This window comes from Pseudomonas sp. GM79, assembly GCF_000282495.1.
GTDB lineage: Bacteria > Pseudomonadota > Gammaproteobacteria > Pseudomonadales > Pseudomonadaceae > Aquipseudomonas.
The window spans coordinates 73,646-93,093 of sequence record NZ_AKJE01000040.1 but is presented as its reverse complement, the minus strand read 5'-3'; the positions used below and the strand labels follow the sequence as shown (position 1 = coordinate 93,093).

The following is a 19,448-nucleotide window of genomic DNA, read 5'->3' as shown; positions in this document are numbered from 1 at the left end:
TGGTGTAAACGATCGTCCGCTCACCATGTCTGCACGGACCTTCCCCAGCATCGTGAACCGCACACCATCACGATGACGCCGAGCCTTGCGTTGGCTCAGGGCCAAGGCGTTGATCGTAGCCGGGCGATGCCATTGATCATTTCAGGAGTGGATGATGGAAAAGGAACAATCGGCTACCAAGATCGCTGGCCCTAAGCCGCAAGACTTCCTGCGAGCAAGACGTCCGGAGCAGTTCTCGGATACTGTAAAGCTACAAGAATCGACCATCGACCGCTCCATGCTGGAGTACCACTTCGAGACTCTGAACAATCGAAGCCAAGAGCTTCAGTTCGAGATATTCGTACGGAAGCTTTGCGAGCGAGAAATCTGTCCCAACCTGGTTCCCCAGACCGGCCCAACAGCAGGTGGCGACGGCAAAACCGACACAGAAACTTTCCCTGTCGCCAACCAGATCGCCTTCTTCTGGGGGCTAAACGAGTCCCCAGAGTCCGAGCGATGGGCATTCGGTGTCAGCACCCAGAAAGATTGGAGGGCAAAATGCAGAAAGGATGTCGAGAGCATCATGTCAACAGGGCGTGGCTACGTCCGAATTTTCTGTGTCACCAGCCGTTTCATCAAGAACAGCTCCAGGGCAGAGCTCCAGGACGAGCTTTCCGAAAAGTATGACGTCAAGGTCACAATCCTCGATCGAACCTGGCTGCTTGATAAAACGCTGCAGCCCAAGAATCAGCACCTTGCTATCGATCACCTAGGTCTTACAGGCAGCATTGACAGCAAAATTCAGATCGGCCCATTCGATGCTGACAAGCAGATCCAGCTAGCAGAGATCGAACGCCAGATCGACCAGATTGAAGATCCAGGCCGTTTGACCATCCCCCAGGTCGATCTCTACACCAAGCGTGCCATCATCTACAAAGAGCTTGAGCGGGATGCCGCTGCTGTACAGCATCAGTTCGATATCGCCGTACGGACAGCGAAAAAATTTGGTACCCCAAGACAGCATTTTGATGCCCTTTATCAGCTGACATGGGCCGCGTACTGGTGGCTGGAAAATGCCGAACTATTTGAGGAAACCTTTGAAAAAGCGCTTGGCGTGGCCCAAGAGACCGACAACGTTGAGGTATGGGAGAAAGTCGTAACGTTGTTCAATCTAGTGGTCACCACTCATCGAGACGGCAAGTGCACCCTCGATGTGGTTTCCCTAGAGGCTGCCATTCGAGAGAAGTTGAACTCGATAGCCGAAGACGCGGATATGATTAGCGGCGCATTGCAGGCCAAGACTTCTTTGGCGCTTTTAGACCTGTTGACGGCTGAAAGTGAGGATCAAGTCAACACTACCTTTAACATTCTGAGCACTATAGTCGACAGCGCCCATAAGCTGATTGGTTATCCTATGGCTCGCCTCGTCAATTTGTTGGAAGCTCTCGATGTGGCCTTTGGAGATCTCAAGGCCTACGAGGATCTGATGGATAAGGTCATTGACGATGCCGGTGCACGGGAAAACAGCCGGATAAAGGCAGATAAGTACCTGAGGCGCGGAGCGCTGAGCAGCGACAAAAAGGATTACTACAGGGCGATCAAGTGCTTTGGGTTGTCCCTCTATGGGTTGTATAGCAGCGAGAGCAAGCGGGAAATTTTCGCTGCCCTTTATATGCTGTCCCATGCGTATGAGAAGCAGGGGTTGCTCTGGGCTGCGCGAGGGGCAGCGATGATGGCAGCGTACCTTGCTACCGCTGATGCGCTGAAGGAACAGCGAAGCAGTGCTAAGCAAGCCGCTATTTACCAACGACTCATGTGGATTGAAGGTCAGCTAGGTCGCTTGGGCCAGTCGCTGACTTGGTATCACCTGGCTCACCTCATCTCTCCAATGCTGGATGAAAATCCTTGGACAGATAGTCAGAAGATCAATTATGAATGTTTGATTGGTAAGCTATTCCTCAATGCCAATTTTTCAGATATCGAGAGGCTGGCGTGGTTGCCGGATAAACTGAATCAATTGGATCTAGGGCTCAGTGCGGACGCACTATTGGTTTGCTTGGGTCATGAAGATAAAGCGGGGCCTGAGGGCGAGCCAATTGATTTTCAATTTATGAACATGTGGCGCAGCATTGATATGGGAGCTCCGGTGGCTCCGCTCGACCTTTATCTAGACCGCTGGACGACCATAAGCTCCTACATCCTGGGTTGTAAGGTGTCTGTATCCTTCCCAGTGAAATCCCCCTGCATTGAGCTGGCGCAGCAATTGCTGGCTGTACTGGAAAGCTTTTGCGCACCGATGATGTCAGACCATGCAGCGGCTACAGTGCCCGCCGTGAATATTGATATCTTATTGGAAGATGAGGATGACTTCATACTGCAGCACAGATTCGATACTGCTGCGCAGGTGACTTCTGCTGAGATTCTCTGCTCGCCGTTCAGTATTGCCAATTTAACCGACGAGCAAAGAAGTAGAATCCAGAACTTTTATAGTGAATTCTGCCTTCACTTTGTCTCCATCGTTTGCCCTCAAATTGGCTGGTCGAAACTGGAAGAAATGCTTCGAGACGATAAGGCCTTGGAGCGCGCAGTTATCTTCAATTCTAATGTTGGCTTGGATAGCTATTTCATGGGGCGCGATGCAGTACCAGGTATGGTTTCTCACAATGATGCGGTCTTCGAGTTGTACAAGCCAACACGAGAAGCCACTTGGTTTGAACATCACAACATAGAACCTATGGATTGGCGCCCTAAATCGAATGTGCGCGAGGAGCGTCCAAAACATCCGTTTCAGTTTTCAACAATGAAACATAGAGAGCTTAAAGTAGTTTCTCTCATTCAGGTGAGTCTGTGGGATCAAGCCGGTTGGAAGGGCTTAGGCTTCCAAACATGCGAAGGCGAAATTCCTTTGCTGATGTTTGGCTTCGAGCACACCGCTGTTGGGAATAAAATATTCGAGAATATCGCAAAAACTATCGGGGACAAAGATCCCAATAACACTTTGCGCATCGCATTGATACGTGGCATTAGCAGGCAGAATCCTGCGCATTATCGTGTGGTTGTTACAAGCAATATTGATCGGTCTGATGATGGCTCTTCGAAAGTCCAAACAGCCCTTTCTAGAATCCATACTATGACGCCAAGCTCTTCTGTAAATATTGACAGATTTTTGAAAGATTATGAGGTGCACAAGAAGTGTGATGTTGCTACGGTGAATGCCGAAGGAAAGCTCGTTAGCCATTTATTAACCTCTGGGGTTGTTGTCATACATGCCTGGGAGATCGATGAGAACGACCAGGAGATTACGGCTATCAAGCCTGACGACGATGTTCTTATTCCGGTAGGCATGGAAAACCCGCCAATCAGCCGTGCGCTGGCGAAGATTCGTTCATTTGAAGCCAGATAAGGGTTAGTCACTTGCGGCTGGCTGACCCATACGGCCATCAACGGCGCCTGGGGAGCTTTGTGCCTTTGCGACGAACGACGCATTCGGCTGAAGTCAGATTGGTCCATCCCATTGCTTCTGGCCGTTTACTGCCTAGCGGCAAGGGCGGTAATCGGCCCAGAGTGTGTAAAAACGTCAAATCGGGGTTTCTATATCGACACTAGGAGACCGTGCTCACGTTTCGCAAACTGATCAAGGCCACGACGCTTCCAGGAACAGTTAAAACGGCTCGGTAGCTTCTTAAAGTCCTTTGGCTGGGGTAAATATCCCGCTTTTTACGCGGTTAACGCTTTCATCAAGCTAGTGGTGCCGAGGATTTTCATGACCCGTTTCAGGTTGTAGGCGAGCACATTTAAACTCATCTCCGCACCCACCCCGGCCAGCTTTCGCGTCAGGAAGTGCGTCGCACCCATCCATTGTTTGAGCGTCCCGAAGGGATGCTCAACCGTCCGTTTGCGGACTCGCATCATCTCTGGCGCGTTGCTCAGCCTAAGCTGCATCTCCTCCAAGACGGCTTCATGCTCCCAGCGTCGAACTCGTCGTTCCGTGCTCGGTGTGCACTGCAATTTCAACCCGCAGCCCTGGCATTTCGAACTCCAGTACCGATGCAACTTCAGGCCTTTTTCAACGTAGGAATAGTGCCAGATCAGCGCCTCTCCAGCCGGGCAAATGTATTCGTTTTTTGCCGCATCATAGACGAAGGCATCATTATTGAAACGCCCGTCAGCCTTGGCTCCAGAGGTCATCGGCTTGGGCACGTAGGCGGTGATGCCTACATCGTGACAAGCCAGGATTTGTTCGCTTTTGAAGTAACCTCGGTCAGCCACTACCGACAACGTTTCTGACGCCATCGCCTCGCGCGCCTGCTTGGCCATTGAACTGAGTTGATCGCGGTCGGAACCCACGTTGGTCACCTCATGTGCAACGATCAAATGGTGCTGCGTATCGACCGCTGTCTGCACGTTGTAACCGACGATTCCCGTGCCGCGCGTCATCATGGAGCGGGCGTCTGGATCGGTCAGGGTGACCTGTTTATCCGGCGATGCGTTGAGCTGGATTTCGATCGCCTGAAGCTCCTTCATTTCAGTTTTGAGCTTGGCGATTTTCTCTTCCAAGCGCACGGCGCTGGGCTCGGAAGCTGTGGGTTCTTGCCGATCGGCAGCATCGAGTGCCGCTAGGTAACGGTTGACACTCGATTCAATTTCTTCCATTCGCCGCTTTAGTTTGGCGCTGGTGAAATTGCGGTCACGATTGTTGACAGTCTTGAATTTACTGCCATCGATGGCAACCAGATTTTCTCCAAACAATCCCAACTGCTGACAGAGCACGACGAACTGGCGACAAACGCCTCGGATGGCCTTGCTGTTGTCTTTTCGGAAGTTGGCAATGGTCTTGAAATCGGGCATCAAACGCCCGGTCAGCCACATCAGCTCGACGTTGCGTTGGGCTTCTCGCTCCAAACGTCGGCTCGACTGGATGCGGTTGAGATAACCGTAGATGTAGATCTTCAGCAAGACCGAGGGATGGTAAGCAGGCCGGCCAGTATCGGCTGGGATGGCACCTTCAAAACCCAGATTGACCAGGTTGAGTTCATCGACAAAGACGTCGACTACGCGCACCGGGTTGGTATCGCTGACGTAGTCGTCGAGACTCTCGGGAAGTAAGGTGCCTTGGCCTCGATGTTCACCTTGAATAAAGCGCTTCATGGGCGATCCTTGCGATGAAATCCTCAGAAATCATAGCAAGGGTTTTCGGGCTGGATAGATACTCAATCGTAGACTTATTGAACCAGCTGCCGGATCCCTAGAGACAAAATCAAACCACCGCATAATCGATCAATAGCTTTTTTCCTCCTTCGATACGCTGAAGCGATCTCAGGTTGCGAAAGAGCGATTGCGACCACTCCATACCAAGTCATCGAAACCACCACTACGACTGCCAGCATCGACAAAAACGTGCTTGGTGAAACGTGGGTGGGGGCTGCCGCTGAGAAAATAGCGGCATAGAAGGCCATGGATTTAGGGTTGCCAATGTTCGTAACGACCCCTTGGATGAATGACTGCCGAAAGTTTCCGACGACAGCATTACTACAGGGGGCAAGCGCGCTCTTCCCGGCCTTGAGCAGCAGTCGGAATCCAAACCACATCAGATAGGCTGCCCCCAGAACTTTTACGATCAGCGCCGCCCAAGGGAACGCAGCAAACACAACGCCGATACCTGCGATTGCACAGGTGGCCCAGAATAAATTGACCAATACGATGCCTGCTACCAAGGCCAAAGCTTCTGACCGCGTAGCAGCTACCGCTTTGTGGACTACTGCAACGAAATTTGGCCCTGGAATAACGACACCGGCCAGGTAAACCAAAAAGACTGTCAAAACGGCGGGACCATCGATCATCTGCATTCCTTGCGAGTGTTGTGGCTAGGGACGGTCTTTCAGATCAAGGCCTCCCGCGGACTCAACGTACAACGAAATAATAATTCGATACAGGGCTTTTGAGCGTAGTTGTGTTTTTACACACTCTGGGCCAGAAGCGGAAACTCGATTAGGTGGAAAAAAAAGCGCCGTAAATCTCCAATAAAACCTTTTTGTTGGGAACCAATTGACCGTCCGCCTCCAGAGTTCGATTAAAATGCTTTCAAAACAATCGATGTTTTGGCTTAATTTGTTACAGAGGTAGCAACACTACAACAACGTGTTGCTACCGAAGCTAATGTTTAACCCTTAGAGACCTTATTTAGCAGAAAATCTAGATCTGCTGACCCTGATCCGGCACCAAACCTTTGGCATAGTTTTGTAGTGTCTTCCGCCGTCAGGCGCATCGTTCCGATCCACATAGCCATCAAGAATTCCAATGCTGCTTCACCCTGTTCGATCGCATGATTTTCTACTATGGAAATAATTACACCTAACATTTTATTACTGAAATCATCGCTAACTGAGTAATCAAGCTCAGTAGGATTTGCTGAACGAAGCAAAGCAGCTTGGATCACACCGTCGTTGTACCGATCAAAACAAGCTGGACTGATAACCGTTGCATGATAAAAGTTATCGAGACCGTCTTTTCCGACTCTACATCTCAAGTCGTGTATCAATGCCTGGATAGTCCAGTAGACATCAGCCTGAGTTGCTCGATCTGTATCCAGTTCTAACTCATGCCAAAATGCAAATGTTGGGCGAAGCGTTAGAGATTTTCCGCTAGTGGCAGGAAGGAATAAGTTGTCATTCGTAACACCATAGGAGCTTAATCTTTGTGCCAAAATCTCGGGTAGCGACTCAGAGTCTCCAAGTGGATCGTCGCCTCCAACCACCATCAAATTATCATGTTCAATATCCCAAGAGTTCTTGCTATTCTCTGTCACCCGAGGCATAGGGACTTTCTGCAGCACAACTAGTTCATGCCCACCCTGCTCTAAGTCTTTTCTGACTTGTTCGAGCGATACGGAGTTAGAGATTTTCGAAAAGCCTACAAAATATAAGATTGACGCGGTAGGCTGCATTTTTCTAAGGCGTCTTGACATGTCCAGCAACTTTCCGCCAGACGTTATCGCACCTGCGACTACAACTACTGAGCCGACGTTTACTAATTGGTTATGTTGAAGTTCGGATACAGAACACCACTTAATATTATCGGCAGCGGCCCCAACTTGAGATCTTATCGCATCAGAAAATGCCTTTGAACCTGAATCATCTAATGACACAACAAGCTCAACATCAATTGCAAAGTTCTTCCTAACCTTTCGCTCAAAAATCTTACGAAACTCAGGAGACGGCTCGCTTAAAACACGTTCAATATCGATGTAGTAAAGTTCTCTAAAGTCAGATGAGGGACTAGACGACTGAGACCAGCAAAGGATATTTTTTGTCGCAAACTCTTTGAAAAAACTTGCGCGATCCTTGTTGAAGTCCGCCCTTTTAATAATTAACTGCTCATGGGTAGGAGTTTCCGGTAGAAACTGATCGCCCACTATTCTAATTAAGCGAGAACCTCTTTTGCAAAGCGGGCAATCGTTAGCGCGATATGAGTCTTCGTGACCAGTTAATGCGCCTGCAATATTGAAGATCCCATTTATTCCTGGCGGAAGGCGACTATAAAAGATATTTCTCACGGAGTCAGTTACAAACCCGTTATTTTTAACGAGCTTCTGCGCCAATCCTCCGCTGGTGGTAGCGGAAATTAAAACAAGACTTTCAGCGTCGGCTATAAAATCATAATCCCTATTAAAAGCGGCATAAGATTCAAAGCTGTCGATCAACGGAAGTGTTGCTCCAAACTTCCCCGACATACTCAACGCTTGGCTCACCAAGTAGGATATTGAAGAAGTATCAACGTAAATTCTTTTTAGTCCTGTAGCAAAGAACGGCAGCAAGCCAATAGCCAAAAATGATACTTCAACACTTGAAATCAATAGATTGGACGCGCGTATAAATGCATTGCAGTGGTCTCCTGACGGTTTTAGAAAGTGATAATTCGACTGTGATGCAATTACTCCGCACCGACGTTGAAAAACATCAATGACACCAGATTGGATTATCTCTTTCTCAAGGTTGGCTGATATTAATTGCGAGTCCTCATTAAAAAAAATTTTTCCGTCAGGAGAAAAAAATATACATATGAGCTTTTCTTTTATATCACCTACGAAGGATTCTATTTCTTCCCGTAGTGTAATGTCTGCACTCAAGTCAGAAAGTGATTGCTGCTGATCTTTTGATGCCAATACATAAACATTTGCGGGTACCAGATTTTTTTCGACATCCGCCTTTACAACTTTGGCAATAGAATCGCTTGAAACCTCTCCAGAGAAAAACAAAAGAAGACTTTTCCGGGGGCCACTCGATTTTTCAAACCGAAAAGAAAAGCATCCGTTCATTCACTCATCTCCAAGGGGATTAGAAAGGTAACTGCCACACCTGATACCGGAGCCATCTCAGTTCTCGCGCCCCTTTCTTGTGTTTCCCAGTCTTCAAACTCACAAAGGTCGTCGCTTTGAAATGGATTATTAACAAAATCCCTAAATAGCGATAGTCGTCCGCTACGGACCCTCATGAATGCCTTAAGCTTAGTAAGACGCTCCATTACTACTGGCAAGCCATGGCCCTTTGAGCTTTTCCCTGAAGAGGTTTGTCGAAATGTGAAACATTTTTTGAATATTTCGTACTCTGCATCCAAGCGTGATATCCCTGATTCAGGCTCTATTTGCGGCTGATCGGCGCTCCATCTGCCTTCATATCCCAGCCCTGAATCCACAATGCTTATCTCAATGAACTTCCTTCGCTCTAACGGAAGTTCATCAATAGAGGAAAAATAATTGCTCATTGCTCCGCTTGCAGCTGCCCTCGTATCCACGCTTGATGCGGTGAGATTGACGCCGTTCGTGTAGATTATTCGCATGCCAGGTTTAAGCCATACATCCTTTTTGACACTTCGACTTCCATGCTCATGAGTGTTCAGGAATAATTCGTAGAACGCCCTGCCTAAGTACCCGCTTTCCTCATCATTGAGGGGCTCTGCACCACCTACGAGGTTAGTCGACTTACCGACCATCGCTGACATTACTGATCGAAATTGGAGCTGATCCCTAACTGTTGGTTTTTTGTCATAACTATGAAGATAAAAGTTTCGATCAAACCCCTTGGTGCTATGGTCCACTAACGCAAACCAGCACAATCCTCCGCGTTGCTGCCCGAACTTTGAGTTTCCTTGCTGTTCTATAGCGTCGCGAGCTCCAAGATTAACTGACGGTCGAAGATCGTCCAGACTACCCTCGATGTATATATTTTTAGCAAGCATCGAAAGGCAAAACTTATGCGGTCTACTCAACAGCTCGCTAACTCTCTCCGGAATTTCTGCTTCAGTAGCTTTTATGTAGACATTCCGACTGCTGCTGCGACGAGCCCAAGTATTAATCGCTTGAATGGCCGCCGCATAACTGCCAAAAGCAATGTTTTTTGTGCCTTCCGGTATCAAAATATCATCCACGGAATCCGCGCTTGCGAGTTTAGCCAAAAAAAACTCACAGCTTTCTATAGATAAGTTTGTCGGAAATTCGAAATTCATTTACCCCTCCATCAGTTTAAATGCCTAACTCCTGGATCTTTCAAATTCACTGCGCCCGCAACCACGTAACTGATGGTCGAGTTTATAGCACGCTTACCTCCTAAACGTGACAAACGGTCCTGCGCGCGCCCGTTCTTGTAGTCGAAAGATAGCATTCTTGAGCCATTTACCCTCTATAGGGTATTAACCTAGGCCTGAAGAGATGTTCGAACGACATTTAGTCAAACGGGCAGATGCGTTCTAAGAACCACTTGCCTACGATTGCCTTCATCCAAGACTGGTAGCCGCAAGCGAAAATCTGATTGGATTGAGTGTTTGCTATTGGCCGATTTCTGCCTGTCACGACTGACCGGTTTGGGTCGGTGCGGGCCTTGGAAGGCCTTTGTGCAGACCTCACCGCGTTAATTTTTGAACTGCTACGCTGAATCTTCCACGGAGGAATCGCCCTTGCCAAATTCAGACCTGCTCCCTTCCCTGCTATTCAAGATTAACGAAAATTAGCTCGCCCTCGAAGCCGCCATCCTGGAACTCTCGAACTGGGTTGAGCAGCGCGGATCGGCCGACGTCGCCGATAATGTTCGTGGCGCCCTGGCCACCATCGACAAAAATGAGGAGTTCATCAAGCTAACTCTCGCAGTCCTAATGACGCCTGAGTGACAGTTATCGGCCGGCGAGTGTTCTCGGACCGCTCACCATAGAGCGTCATCAGTGAATCCTTAGCGGTTGCCGTTCACCAACTCACCAGAGCCAACTCATGCTAATAAAGCTTCTGACCAGTCTCCTGCCCTCGCTTACAGCCTCGAACACAAAGGTCCATCTTGCCCAGCACAATGGGCGTGAACACCCTATGGACGTTTACCTAGCCGGGGATTTTGATGAATGGCAGTCGTGGCAGTCCCGAAGGAATTTTGAGTGCGAATACGTCATTGGATTGGTCGAGCTACCCGGCACCAAGAAATGGCTTCTGGCAGGCGTGTACGACTCCCTCAAAGTCAATGATGCGACGGGCAGCAAGGAGAGTCGTGACTTCGTTTACGACTACCGCCGTGTGCCAGAATTTGCCGAGTTGGAAGGTCGTTTGATCCTCGACTACACAAAGCCCCGAGGGAACTACCTTTGGCTGGAAACGTGCCTTAGAAGCATGGTCGTATCCTCCATTCTCGAAAAGCCAATGACGGTCGGCAGATTCCCCGGATTCAAGGAAGTGGACGTAAGCCACGGCGAGTTAATGATCATCGTTCAGCAAGGCTTGGAGTCATGGCAAACGGCGCTATCCAGCGTTGCAGGCGTCTACCTGATTTCCGACCGCACCGAAGGCGAGCATCAGCTATACGTTGGCTCAGCGACTGGCACAGGAGGCTTGTGGGATCGATGGTCGAGCTACGCCAATAATGGTCATGGTGGCAACACCCGCATCCGGGATCTGCACACCAAGCGTGGAAAGGAGTTCGCGGAGAATTTCAAGTTCAGCATCCTAGAAATCGCAGACAAGCACACCGGCAAAGACGAAATGATGTTGAAGGAAATCCACTGGAAACGCCGCCTTCTCACCCGCGATAGCGGTTTGAACGGAAACTGAATCTTTACACTCGAGGAAAACACCAGTGCGTCAGATAGCCATATTGCTCATGTCATTGTTGTTGGTTGCCTGCAAACCACCCACATTTGAAGATGGTTGGGCAGCTATCAAAGCCAAGGACAAACCCAAAGCCGTCGAAATATTCACACCATTGGCAGATAAAGGTGATGTTCGGGCACAAACCGAGCTTGGCATAATTTATTCAAGCGATGAATTTAAAGACCCTCAGAAATCCTTCAAATATTACAAATTAGCTGCTGACCAAGGACAAATGTGGGGGAACTACATGGTTGGTAATGCCTACAGCGAAGGAAAGGTAGTAGAAAAGAACCTTGGCTATGCTGAACAGCGTTATTTGACAGCTGCTAAGGGAGGCCTGGTTGGAGCTATGCGAGCGTTATCCACCCTTTACCAACAAAACAATTTGCTTTCATATTCAGATCGCCCAATCCAAATCAGGCGCTGGTCAATTGCAGCTTTTGAACGAGGCGATGCGGTTTCAGCCTATAACATTAAAGATACGTTCCCCTATGGAAGCCTCGACTACATTGCATGGAACAACGCGTATCCAGACATCACCCTAAAAGATGGCCGCAATCCCACAGCCGATTACGTAATAATGAAACCTGATGCAGGTAAAGAAATCGTTGTCCTTGCTAAGCAGCTAGAGATACTGCGCCTCTTCAAGCACATCGAGCCACCGACCATTTTCCCATGGCGTTAAGTTAACCAATGTCTGCAATGGGTTGTGGATTCAACCGGCTACGCTGTCTGAACCAAAACCCGAACGAGGTATTTATGGACCTGTATGTAGCAATTTCAATTGATGAAAGCAGTTATGCGGGTGACCTGTAAAAATTGGACTTGCCTGCGCTGTTGGCTAAAGCACTCACTGAAAAGCTGGCTGGCGAAATTGATATTCCGTCTGCTGGAGTGCTCAAGGTGCAGGCGGTGACGGCGGTCTACAACAACTGGCCGCCAAAGCCAGGCTCACAGCAGAGTCAAATTCCCCAGGGAGGCTTTCAGACGTCCGTGCGCAGCTGACTGCGCTCACCTCCTACACCATGGTTGCGCTCAAACGAGCACGACCATGCGCAAATTGTGCTGGATTATTTCGGACATTGCGCCCCAACCCCGTGTGTTTACGGGGTTTCACCTTATATTTCGAAAGCATGCATAAACGCATGATTGGCATTGAATGGCATCGTTTGGCGTACGGTTTGCCCCATCTTCGCCCCCCCCAATCTCCGCATCCGCTAGCTCAAGCTCAAGCCAGGCAGGCCTAACGATGGCCAAATAAATACAATCTATAGGTAGCGTTCGGGCAAGGCAGCCATCCAGATATGCCTATGAAGTCAAAGGTTGATTCAAACACCGCTCACTGCCAAAGCTTATTCGCATCAAATTCCAACTTCGCGGCTTTGAGCTCTCGGACCAATTTTGTTTGCCACCCTTCTCCCGAGTCCATATCGGTATAGATAACACCGTATAGGTCTGAAGGAATTTCCACATGCCCTTTTCGAAGTAGACAAACACGCCCTCTGCCGAGCTTTCCGGCAAAGAATCCGAGCTCAAATATTACATTTTGTCGAGCCCTAGCGTCCGGAGTGTCCGACTTCGCAGATCCACCCAGATCGTCAGGAGTTAACAATACGACTGCAAAGCCTACATCGGCCGCCGAAGCCTCAAACTTCTCGATGATAGTTCGGCCCTGATCCGGTTGCTCTTTGAGAATTATGGCCTCTAAGCCAAGCTTTTCTAGAAAACGAGCCAGGCCTTGCAGGGCTGCATCATCGTGACCATGCACCACGAAAACACGACGCGATAATGCTGAGGTGTCGGTACTAGCTAAAGACTCAGGTTCCGTGGCTTCCTGAAGGTATGCAAGGTCTTCCGTCAATGCGCCTTTTGCGGCTCTCATCAGTGCGATTGATCGAGTAATGTTCGCCTTGGTGGGGCCTTGGTAGTCAACTTGGCGAGAGTAACCATCCATCGCTATTGTCATTGCCACGTACTGCAGTTTTGTAGCCGCAGCATAGCGTTGGTAAGCGGACGTATTTTCGCCAAAGGCACGTTCTAAGGTGGCGGCGATAGAAGTCGATAGTGCAGCCAGCTCAGGGGTTGAGCGGATCACTATTTTGATATCGAAATTTTCCAGCTCGCTGATTCTGTCATCGATGCGTTTGATGGCCCACTCGATCTCACGAGCAGAAAGCTCCAGCTTGGGTGCAACAGTGGCGGGCGGTTTCGCTCGGGCCATGGGGGTCGTCCTTATATGCTTGGAGGGACATTATCACTGATAGAAAAGCGGACGCATAAGTTGTGCATTTGATTCTGATTAGCGCCAGTTAGGATGTAACTCATTCGCCCGCTTCGGGTCCAGGCTGTGTGAAAACGCATGCACAGTTTTGAAGTCTGCTTTGCTACGTAAAATCTGCCAGCGTTTGGTTAGTCAGCAGACCTGAAATTTGCGTAGGAACACGACTTTTGTTCTGATTCTGACTGCCAAACGTGCTCTAAAACGTTTTCACACAGCCTAGGCCGAACGCGGTCATCGGCGTGACTTGCACTGAATTTCACGCGCGCCCGTGGACCGCCCCAACCCATTAAAAGCGGCATTTCCGTATCACGGCCAAGGCGGATTGCGGCCTACGGCGGCCCTGAATTTGCCCTAATTTTGCCCTAAAACTTTCCCGCCCCTATTCGCCCAGGCTAGTCATCCTCAACCTCTAGAGCTTCCTTTGATTTTCGTTGACGTGCTATGGCAACGCGCGCGCCCTTGAGTAGTTCGTCGTACAGCTCAAATGCGGGCTCGGCGCGGCTGAGTGATGCGAGCATCTTTACGCAGTGCTGCTCTTGCCGGACATCCTCCAAAAATGGCTCACCGGGTACTCCTCCTCGCATACCAGAGTGTACTGAGGCCTCGATTGATGAGCGAATATCAGCTAGCGCGTCTTCGCCAATGAGTTCTGCCGCGTTGAGGATGTCCCGGATGAACTTTGGATGATCATAAATGAGGGTCGGCTGGCTATCGAGCAGTACTCTGGCTACGAGCCTGGCATGAGTTTGCGAACCCGACGACATCCACGCAAGGAGTAGGTCAAGCAGTAGGTCGTCGTAGTCGCCGCAGAGGCCGGAAATTGCCTCGCCAAAACGCTGCACCCCCCGAGTATCTGCCGGTTCGTTGAGCGCCCAGTCAAGAAGCTCTCTTATCAGACGTGGCCCAGCCTCAAGACTCATGAGTCTAAGGCTGTTTTCGTTACGCTCTTTGCTCAGGGGCTCATAAGACCAGTCGTTTTGACGCGTCGCCTCGATGAGACGCGCTTTAACCAGCGCGACGACAGCGGCGGGGTCTTCTTTGATTGACGATGCGAGGAAGGCCTGGACCCAGTAGTCATCAAGCTTCTTCAATACTTCAAGCTTCTCCAAGAGCTCGCTTCGTCTGCCGACGACATCACACTTCGGAATGGTTTTTCCGCCAGCGATCCACATGAACATGTCGTGAGTTGCCGTAGCGTTAACTTCGAAATCTGCCAAGCAAATGAGTTCGACTGCCAGAGCTGGGCTTCTATCAGCTACCTGGCGCGTAAGGTTCGACGCGACGAACAGCACACTCGAGTCCTTAGACTCAAAGATGCGCCTGAATAGGGTAACTTCTTGGGGAGTGTAGGGGCGTGATGGTTCAAATCTCGCGTATGCCTCAGCGAGTTGGGCCAATACCTCGGCGGAACCCTCCGAGCGAGTGACGTAGTCCATTACCAAACCCGAGTTTCCGGTCTCAACAGCCACGCTCAGAGCTTTGCCTACATACGGGGCGAGTTGACCGACTTGGCACTCGTTGTTTCTACGGAGCAATTCGATAGCAAGACCTGGCACGAAACTGAGCAGATGATTTACGAGCAGGAAGGGAGAGCCATATCCCCCGGGAACTACGTTCACAATGTCTTGCAAACAGTCGTGCAACTCATCGAATAAGCTCCCTGCATCAGGAAACTCAGCCACTAACTCAGTCGTCAGGAGTTCACGGTCGCTCTCATGCCCCTCGCGTTCAAGCGACTCGCTGAGTTTCCATGTTTCCGTTCCCCAGCCGTCGATAAGCGCCCGGACGAATCGGGTCCTCAAGTCTCGGTGCAACAAAGCCATGATGGCGCGAGCCTCGTCAGATGTCTCCGGCCAGCCGCGAAACGCATGCCAGGAAATGGACTGTGCTAGTCGAACCAGTACTACGGGCGATACGTGTACTTCTTGCAACACGACCTGAAGCTCCCGCAAGAGGTTCTGGTGTTCTCGTTTCCATTCTTGATCGGACGTGTCGCCATGCATTGGGCCACGCAAGGCTTGAGCCATCGTCTGTGCTGCGAGAAACGCTTTTCGGGGCGGCCCTTCCCGCAGGTACTTGAGCAGTGCTCCGGTTACCTCATCCCTAACGATTTTTGCCGCTTTCAAGGAAAGCTGGTACCGGGTGATAGTGAAGGTCGAGCGTGAATAACTCGTCGCCTCAATCTCAGTGCCCAGTGCTCCCTCAAGGATGGTGAAGGGCGTGTAAACCGTGTTGAGCGAGGCAGGCCTTTCCAGAAGCGCGAATGCGAAGCGAATAACCTCGCGCACGTATTCGACCGGCTTGTTCAACTGAAACGTAGCCAGTTCCTTGAGGATGCGAATGCCGTGGCCTGGCTGCTGATTTAGCGCGCGGGCATCGCTGCGGCCTGCGGTCCATAGGAGGTGACATGCTTCTTGGACGTGGTCGTACGTATATGCTGCATTGCGCACCATGTTGCACACAGCCGAGCTGTCTCCATGCTTTTCGGCGATAAGCCGCTTCGCGAAGTCCAGCGCAAACCTGGGCTGGTAGTAGGCAACGGCCTCCACTGCTTCTACGTGCGGATTGTTGTACCTGCCGCCCCAATACAGCTTGGGGCTGAGACTGGTCAAAAGCGCGCTGTCGTCTGTTTTTCCTTCGCGTAGGCGCCAGTCCAATCGTCCGAGATTGACGAATAGATGCTTCAGCTGGTCTGCACCCGCGAGGTCGAAGACTTCTGTAACGAGCTCGTTAGCTCTGCCATCCGCATTGAGAAAGTTCGAACGAATGATTTCATCCGCCAGCAGGTCTGGAGCAAGCCTCGAGCGAACCCCGCGTTTGAATAGAACTCCAGCTTCTCCTAACAAACGCATCAACCGACTGGCATCTGGCGCCTCAATCTTTTCGACCTTATACAAGATGTTGAGCAGACCCGGATCGTCCGGAATGATGGGTTGAAGTAGCGCGATGACCCGTAGGACGGCCCTCAGCTTCGCAACATCCTGCCCCGAGACTAGGGTGACAGCAATGACGTCCTGAAGGCGCGACAACACATAGGTTTGAAACTCCCCCGAATTGCCCAGTAGCGTCAACGGCACATCATCGCGTGCGACCAACTGCGCCGCCAAGACAGTAACCAGCGGCGTCGTGTACGTTGCGCGGGCGATTTCGGCAGCGGCTGCCAGAGGGCGATTGCACTCGGCGAGAACCGATTCAGCCAGAGCTTGCGCTTCATCTCGCGTCTGCTGATGCATATCGACAAATTGGACCAGCGACCCCAACAGGCTTACGTCAGCCGCTTGAAGACGCAGCGCTTCCTTTCCGTAGGGACGAAGCGATAGAAGCAACCGCGTTCTATTGTCCGGCACTGCCGCGTGTCGAAGGAGGATGCCGAGGTCTTCACGCTCGTGAGCATCATCGACAACAAGCAGCGTCACACCGCCGAGGCTGTCGCGCAGTTTGTCCAGGTGGTGAGCCCTGACGTCTTCGGTCGGCGACACAAATCGAATTTGCAGGGTGGTGCTATCCGCTAGTTGCTGAGTGACTTCGCGAAGAACACGACTCTTTCCGAACCCAGGCGCCCCGACGAGGCAGGTTAGGAGTACCGACTCGTCTCGGACGTAGTCCACAACCTGTGAAACCTCTGCGTCGCGACCAACAAGAGCCCAGGAATGGTTGAAGAAGCGGTCAGGTACTAGGAACGGTTTGAAGAAGGCCTCTAGAGTCTGAATGGGTCCGGGCTCATCAACTCCTAGTAGGTCTAGGCGCTGACCGCTGAAGTAGCGATCGACCAGGTCCAGGCGGTCGGACATCGCGAGATCATGAAGCTTTCGGGTGATGTCCTCTCGGTCCCACAACTCCCAGTCAGTATGCATAGCTAATGCATCGCGTGCCCTTGGGCTCGCGACGCCGGACAGCAAGAGTACCTTTAGGTCCGCGATGAAAGTCTGCTCAGCCACCGCGGTATGGACCTTTTGGGCGCCAAATTCATTGACACGCTTGCACTGAAACGAGTGGGTCCCGAATGAACCGGTGGCGACGATGTCGATGCCATGTTGCTTATGGCCTGTGCCCCCATAACGATGAACTTTGCCTCCACTAGGCCGGTACAGGCGGTCCAAAAGGGCAGCACAGAAGCTTTCGAATGTATCTGGGTACAGCGCAGAAAGGGGCAGCGCGCGGTCATGAGAGGTGGCCGTTTCGATGCGAAGGTCTGCTGGCGCCGCTTTATATCCGGCGACCACAAGGAGTTCGTTTTCCTTGGCTCCAACCAGCTTCTCCAACGAGGGAATGTCATTAGAACGTGGGCGGGCAACCCCTTTCTCCCATCGACTCACCGACTGTTGGGTTTTTCCGAGAGCTGTCGCCAGATCTTGCTGCTTTGGGAATCCCGCCGCAACGCGGAGTCGAACCAACAGTTCGCCAAATGCTGCATAGGGTACCGACTTGGGGGTTGCTTTCATTTTTTTGTACCAGTTCATGCACACGTAAAAAAGTGTACCACAAATAGATGTTTGCACCACGCCACCAAAAACCTTCACACAGTCCTCAGCTCGTCGCCTCAGCCTCGCCTCGTGAGCGCCCCTCAACTACTGTACATTTATCCAGCATCCGTACAGAGAATCCTATACATGAATTTCGACCAGGCTAAAGCGCTGAGACTTCAGCAGTGGCGCTCGACCCTCGACGACCACGACTTTCGAATGCAGAACCCCGAGGCCCACCGACAGACCCTTCACTTAATGAGCGCCACCCTTCTCACCGAGGGCTTGATCGATGAGCTACAGCAGTACGACATGAACGAAATGGCGAATGCCGCTTACTGGCATGCAGTGGAAGAACTTCATACCTCGCCGGACCACTACTGCGGCGCTTCTGCATACGACGTTTTGCAGCGCGGCAATGGCAAGCTAATCGGCCGTATTGGACAGTCAATTTTCTATTTCGCAAGCACGCTTGCCGACAGCGCACGATCCTCATACGACGGGAAGATTTACCGCGATGCAGCTGGGGCGAACCTTGTTTTCAACCCATCCGGAGTTACCGCGAGAATTGCCGGGCTTATATTGACGCTGCCTGATGGGCAGCAATACGACCTTGTCGAAACCGGGCGAACACTCGAGGGGATGACCCGCGAGCCGATAGAAGATCCGGACATCTACCGCGCGCTGGTGGACGCCGCCCAAATTGCCCACGAGCGCAGTGATATACGTGCTTTCGAAAGAGTGCGGCCGCGTCTCCACCTGGCCAGGTTCCGCACCTGCCCCGCTTGCCTTGATCGTTTTGACCTCTCTGAAGACTGCCCGACCTGCGCTGGCCGAGGGTTTGTAACGAAGCCGACGACCACTGGTCTACCCTGAATACATAGCCGGAGGGTGTAATCATGTGCGGACGCCTTTCCCAGTACCGGGGCATTCACGACTTCGTCGCGGCGCTCAGCATTCCCAACGCACTGATCAACTATGCCGGCGACCAGCCTTTCGAGCGCTATAACGCCGCGCCGACCACTCAGCTCGCCCTCTTTCACCGAGATGGAGAATTCCTGCGCGCTGACATGGTTCGTTGGGGCTGGCGCCCGCACTGGGCCAAAGACCGCGCCGCGCCGATCAATGCTCGCGTTGAGAAGGTCGCCCATGGCCCATTCTTCAAAGCGATCTGGCCGCACCGGGCAATCATCGCGATCGACAATTGGTTTGAGTGGGTTTACGAAGGCGGGCCGAAGAAGCAGCCCTACCTGATCCACCATCATGACCAGTCGCCGATCCTCTGTGCTGCGATCGGTCAGTATCCCATCGGCGAACATGAGCCCGGCGAGCATGACGGCTTCGTGATCATCACCGCCGACAGCGCCGGGGGCATGGTGGACATCCATGACCGGCGGCCAGTAACGTTATCGCCGGAACTGGCCCGGGAATGGCTGGACCCGGCCACGCCCAAGGAGCGCGCCGAGCTGATGGTGCTACTCCAGGGTGAGCCGACAGAGGCGTTCGAATGGTTCAAAGTCGACCGAGCCGTGGGCAATGTGCGGAATCATGGACCGGAGTTGATCAAACCGATCACCGACTCGCTTGCTTGAGGTATACCCAGCAT

12 protein-coding genes and 1 pseudogene are annotated in these 19,448 nt (G+C 51.4%); 7 read left to right on the top strand and 6 right to left on the bottom strand.

Features of this window, described 5'->3' with window-relative positions; genetic code table 11:
* Positions 1-154 precede the first annotated feature (154 nt).
* On the top strand, positions 155-3,382 hold the full coding sequence (locus PMI36_RS16935) for a hypothetical protein (RefSeq protein WP_008071375.1): 3,228 nt from the start codon (positions 155-157) through the stop codon (positions 3,380-3,382).
* A 314-nt stretch (positions 3,383-3,696) separates the two neighbouring features.
* On the opposite strand, the gene PMI36_RS16940 is transcribed toward PMI36_RS16935, so the two are convergent.
* From PMI36_RS16940 to PMI36_RS16955, 4 genes are all read right to left on the bottom strand, one after another.
* Positions 3,697-5,127, bottom strand: a complete 1,431-nt coding sequence (locus tag PMI36_RS16940) for an IS1182 family transposase (protein ID WP_008071374.1) — start codon at positions 5,125-5,127, stop codon at positions 3,697-3,699.
* Between the two features lie 74 nt (positions 5,128-5,201).
* Positions 5,202-5,819, bottom strand: coding sequence for a LysE family translocator (locus tag PMI36_RS16945; RefSeq protein ID WP_008071373.1), 618 nt, complete (start codon positions 5,817-5,819; stop codon positions 5,202-5,204).
* Positions 5,820-6,139: 320 nt separating this feature from the next.
* Entirely contained in the window at positions 6,140-8,293 is a 2,154-nt protein-coding gene (locus PMI36_RS16950) for a hypothetical protein (protein WP_008071372.1), read from the bottom strand.
* Complete coding sequence (locus tag PMI36_RS16955) at positions 8,290-9,480, bottom strand: hypothetical protein (protein ID WP_008071370.1); 1,191 nt, start codon at positions 9,478-9,480, stop codon at positions 8,290-8,292. The genes PMI36_RS16950 and PMI36_RS16955 overlap by 4 nt, the downstream gene beginning before the upstream one ends.
* A 447-nt stretch (positions 9,481-9,927) precedes the next feature.
* Between PMI36_RS16955 and PMI36_RS30510 the strand changes: the two are divergent.
* The 4 genes and pseudogenes from PMI36_RS30510 to PMI36_RS31435 all read left to right on the top strand — a co-directional run bounded on the left by PMI36_RS30510 (position 9,928) and on the right by PMI36_RS31435 (position 12,103).
* Positions 9,928-10,137: pseudogene (locus PMI36_RS30510) on the top strand (hypothetical protein).
* A 190-nt stretch (positions 10,138-10,327) separates the two neighbouring features.
* On the top strand, positions 10,328-11,059 hold the full coding sequence (locus tag PMI36_RS16960) for a GIY-YIG nuclease family protein (RefSeq protein WP_238543571.1): 732 nt from the start codon (positions 10,328-10,330) through the stop codon (positions 11,057-11,059).
* A gap of 25 nt (positions 11,060-11,084) precedes the next feature.
* The gene (locus PMI36_RS30070) at positions 11,085-11,783 is read left to right on the top strand and encodes a tetratricopeptide repeat protein (RefSeq protein ID WP_008071354.1); all 699 of its coding nucleotides are present in this window, start codon (positions 11,085-11,087) and stop codon (positions 11,781-11,783) included.
* 140 nt (positions 11,784-11,923) lie between these two features.
* Positions 11,924-12,103 (top strand): hypothetical protein, encoded by a 180-nt coding sequence (locus PMI36_RS31435; RefSeq protein WP_157214946.1) that lies wholly within the window; start codon positions 11,924-11,926, stop codon positions 12,101-12,103.
* 334 nt (positions 12,104-12,437) lie between these two features.
* Here PMI36_RS31435 and PMI36_RS16965 read toward each other — a convergent pair whose 3' ends face one another.
* Together PMI36_RS16965 and PMI36_RS16970 are read right to left on the bottom strand one after the other, a co-directional pair.
* Entirely contained in the window at positions 12,438-13,319 is an 882-nt protein-coding gene (locus tag PMI36_RS16965; protein WP_008071353.1) for a TIR domain-containing protein, read from the bottom strand.
* A gap of 452 nt (positions 13,320-13,771) precedes the next feature.
* A complete protein-coding gene (locus PMI36_RS16970; protein ID WP_157214945.1) occupies positions 13,772-17,821 on the bottom strand; it encodes a helix-turn-helix domain-containing protein in 4,050 nt (1,349 codons plus the stop codon).
* A gap of 168 nt (positions 17,822-17,989) precedes the next feature.
* On the opposite strand from PMI36_RS16970, the gene PMI36_RS16975 reads away from it, so the two are divergent.
* Together PMI36_RS16975 and PMI36_RS16980 are read left to right on the top strand one after the other, a co-directional pair.
* Positions 17,990-18,718 carry a hypothetical protein gene (locus tag PMI36_RS16975; RefSeq protein ID WP_008071351.1) on the top strand — a complete coding sequence of 243 codons (729 nt, stop codon included), beginning with the start codon at positions 17,990-17,992 and terminating at the stop codon, positions 18,716-18,718.
* Positions 18,719-18,741: 23 nt separating this feature from the next.
* Positions 18,742-19,434, top strand: coding sequence for an SOS response-associated peptidase family protein (locus PMI36_RS16980; RefSeq protein WP_008071350.1), 693 nt, complete (start codon positions 18,742-18,744; stop codon positions 19,432-19,434).
* Positions 19,435-19,448 lie beyond the last annotated feature (14 nt).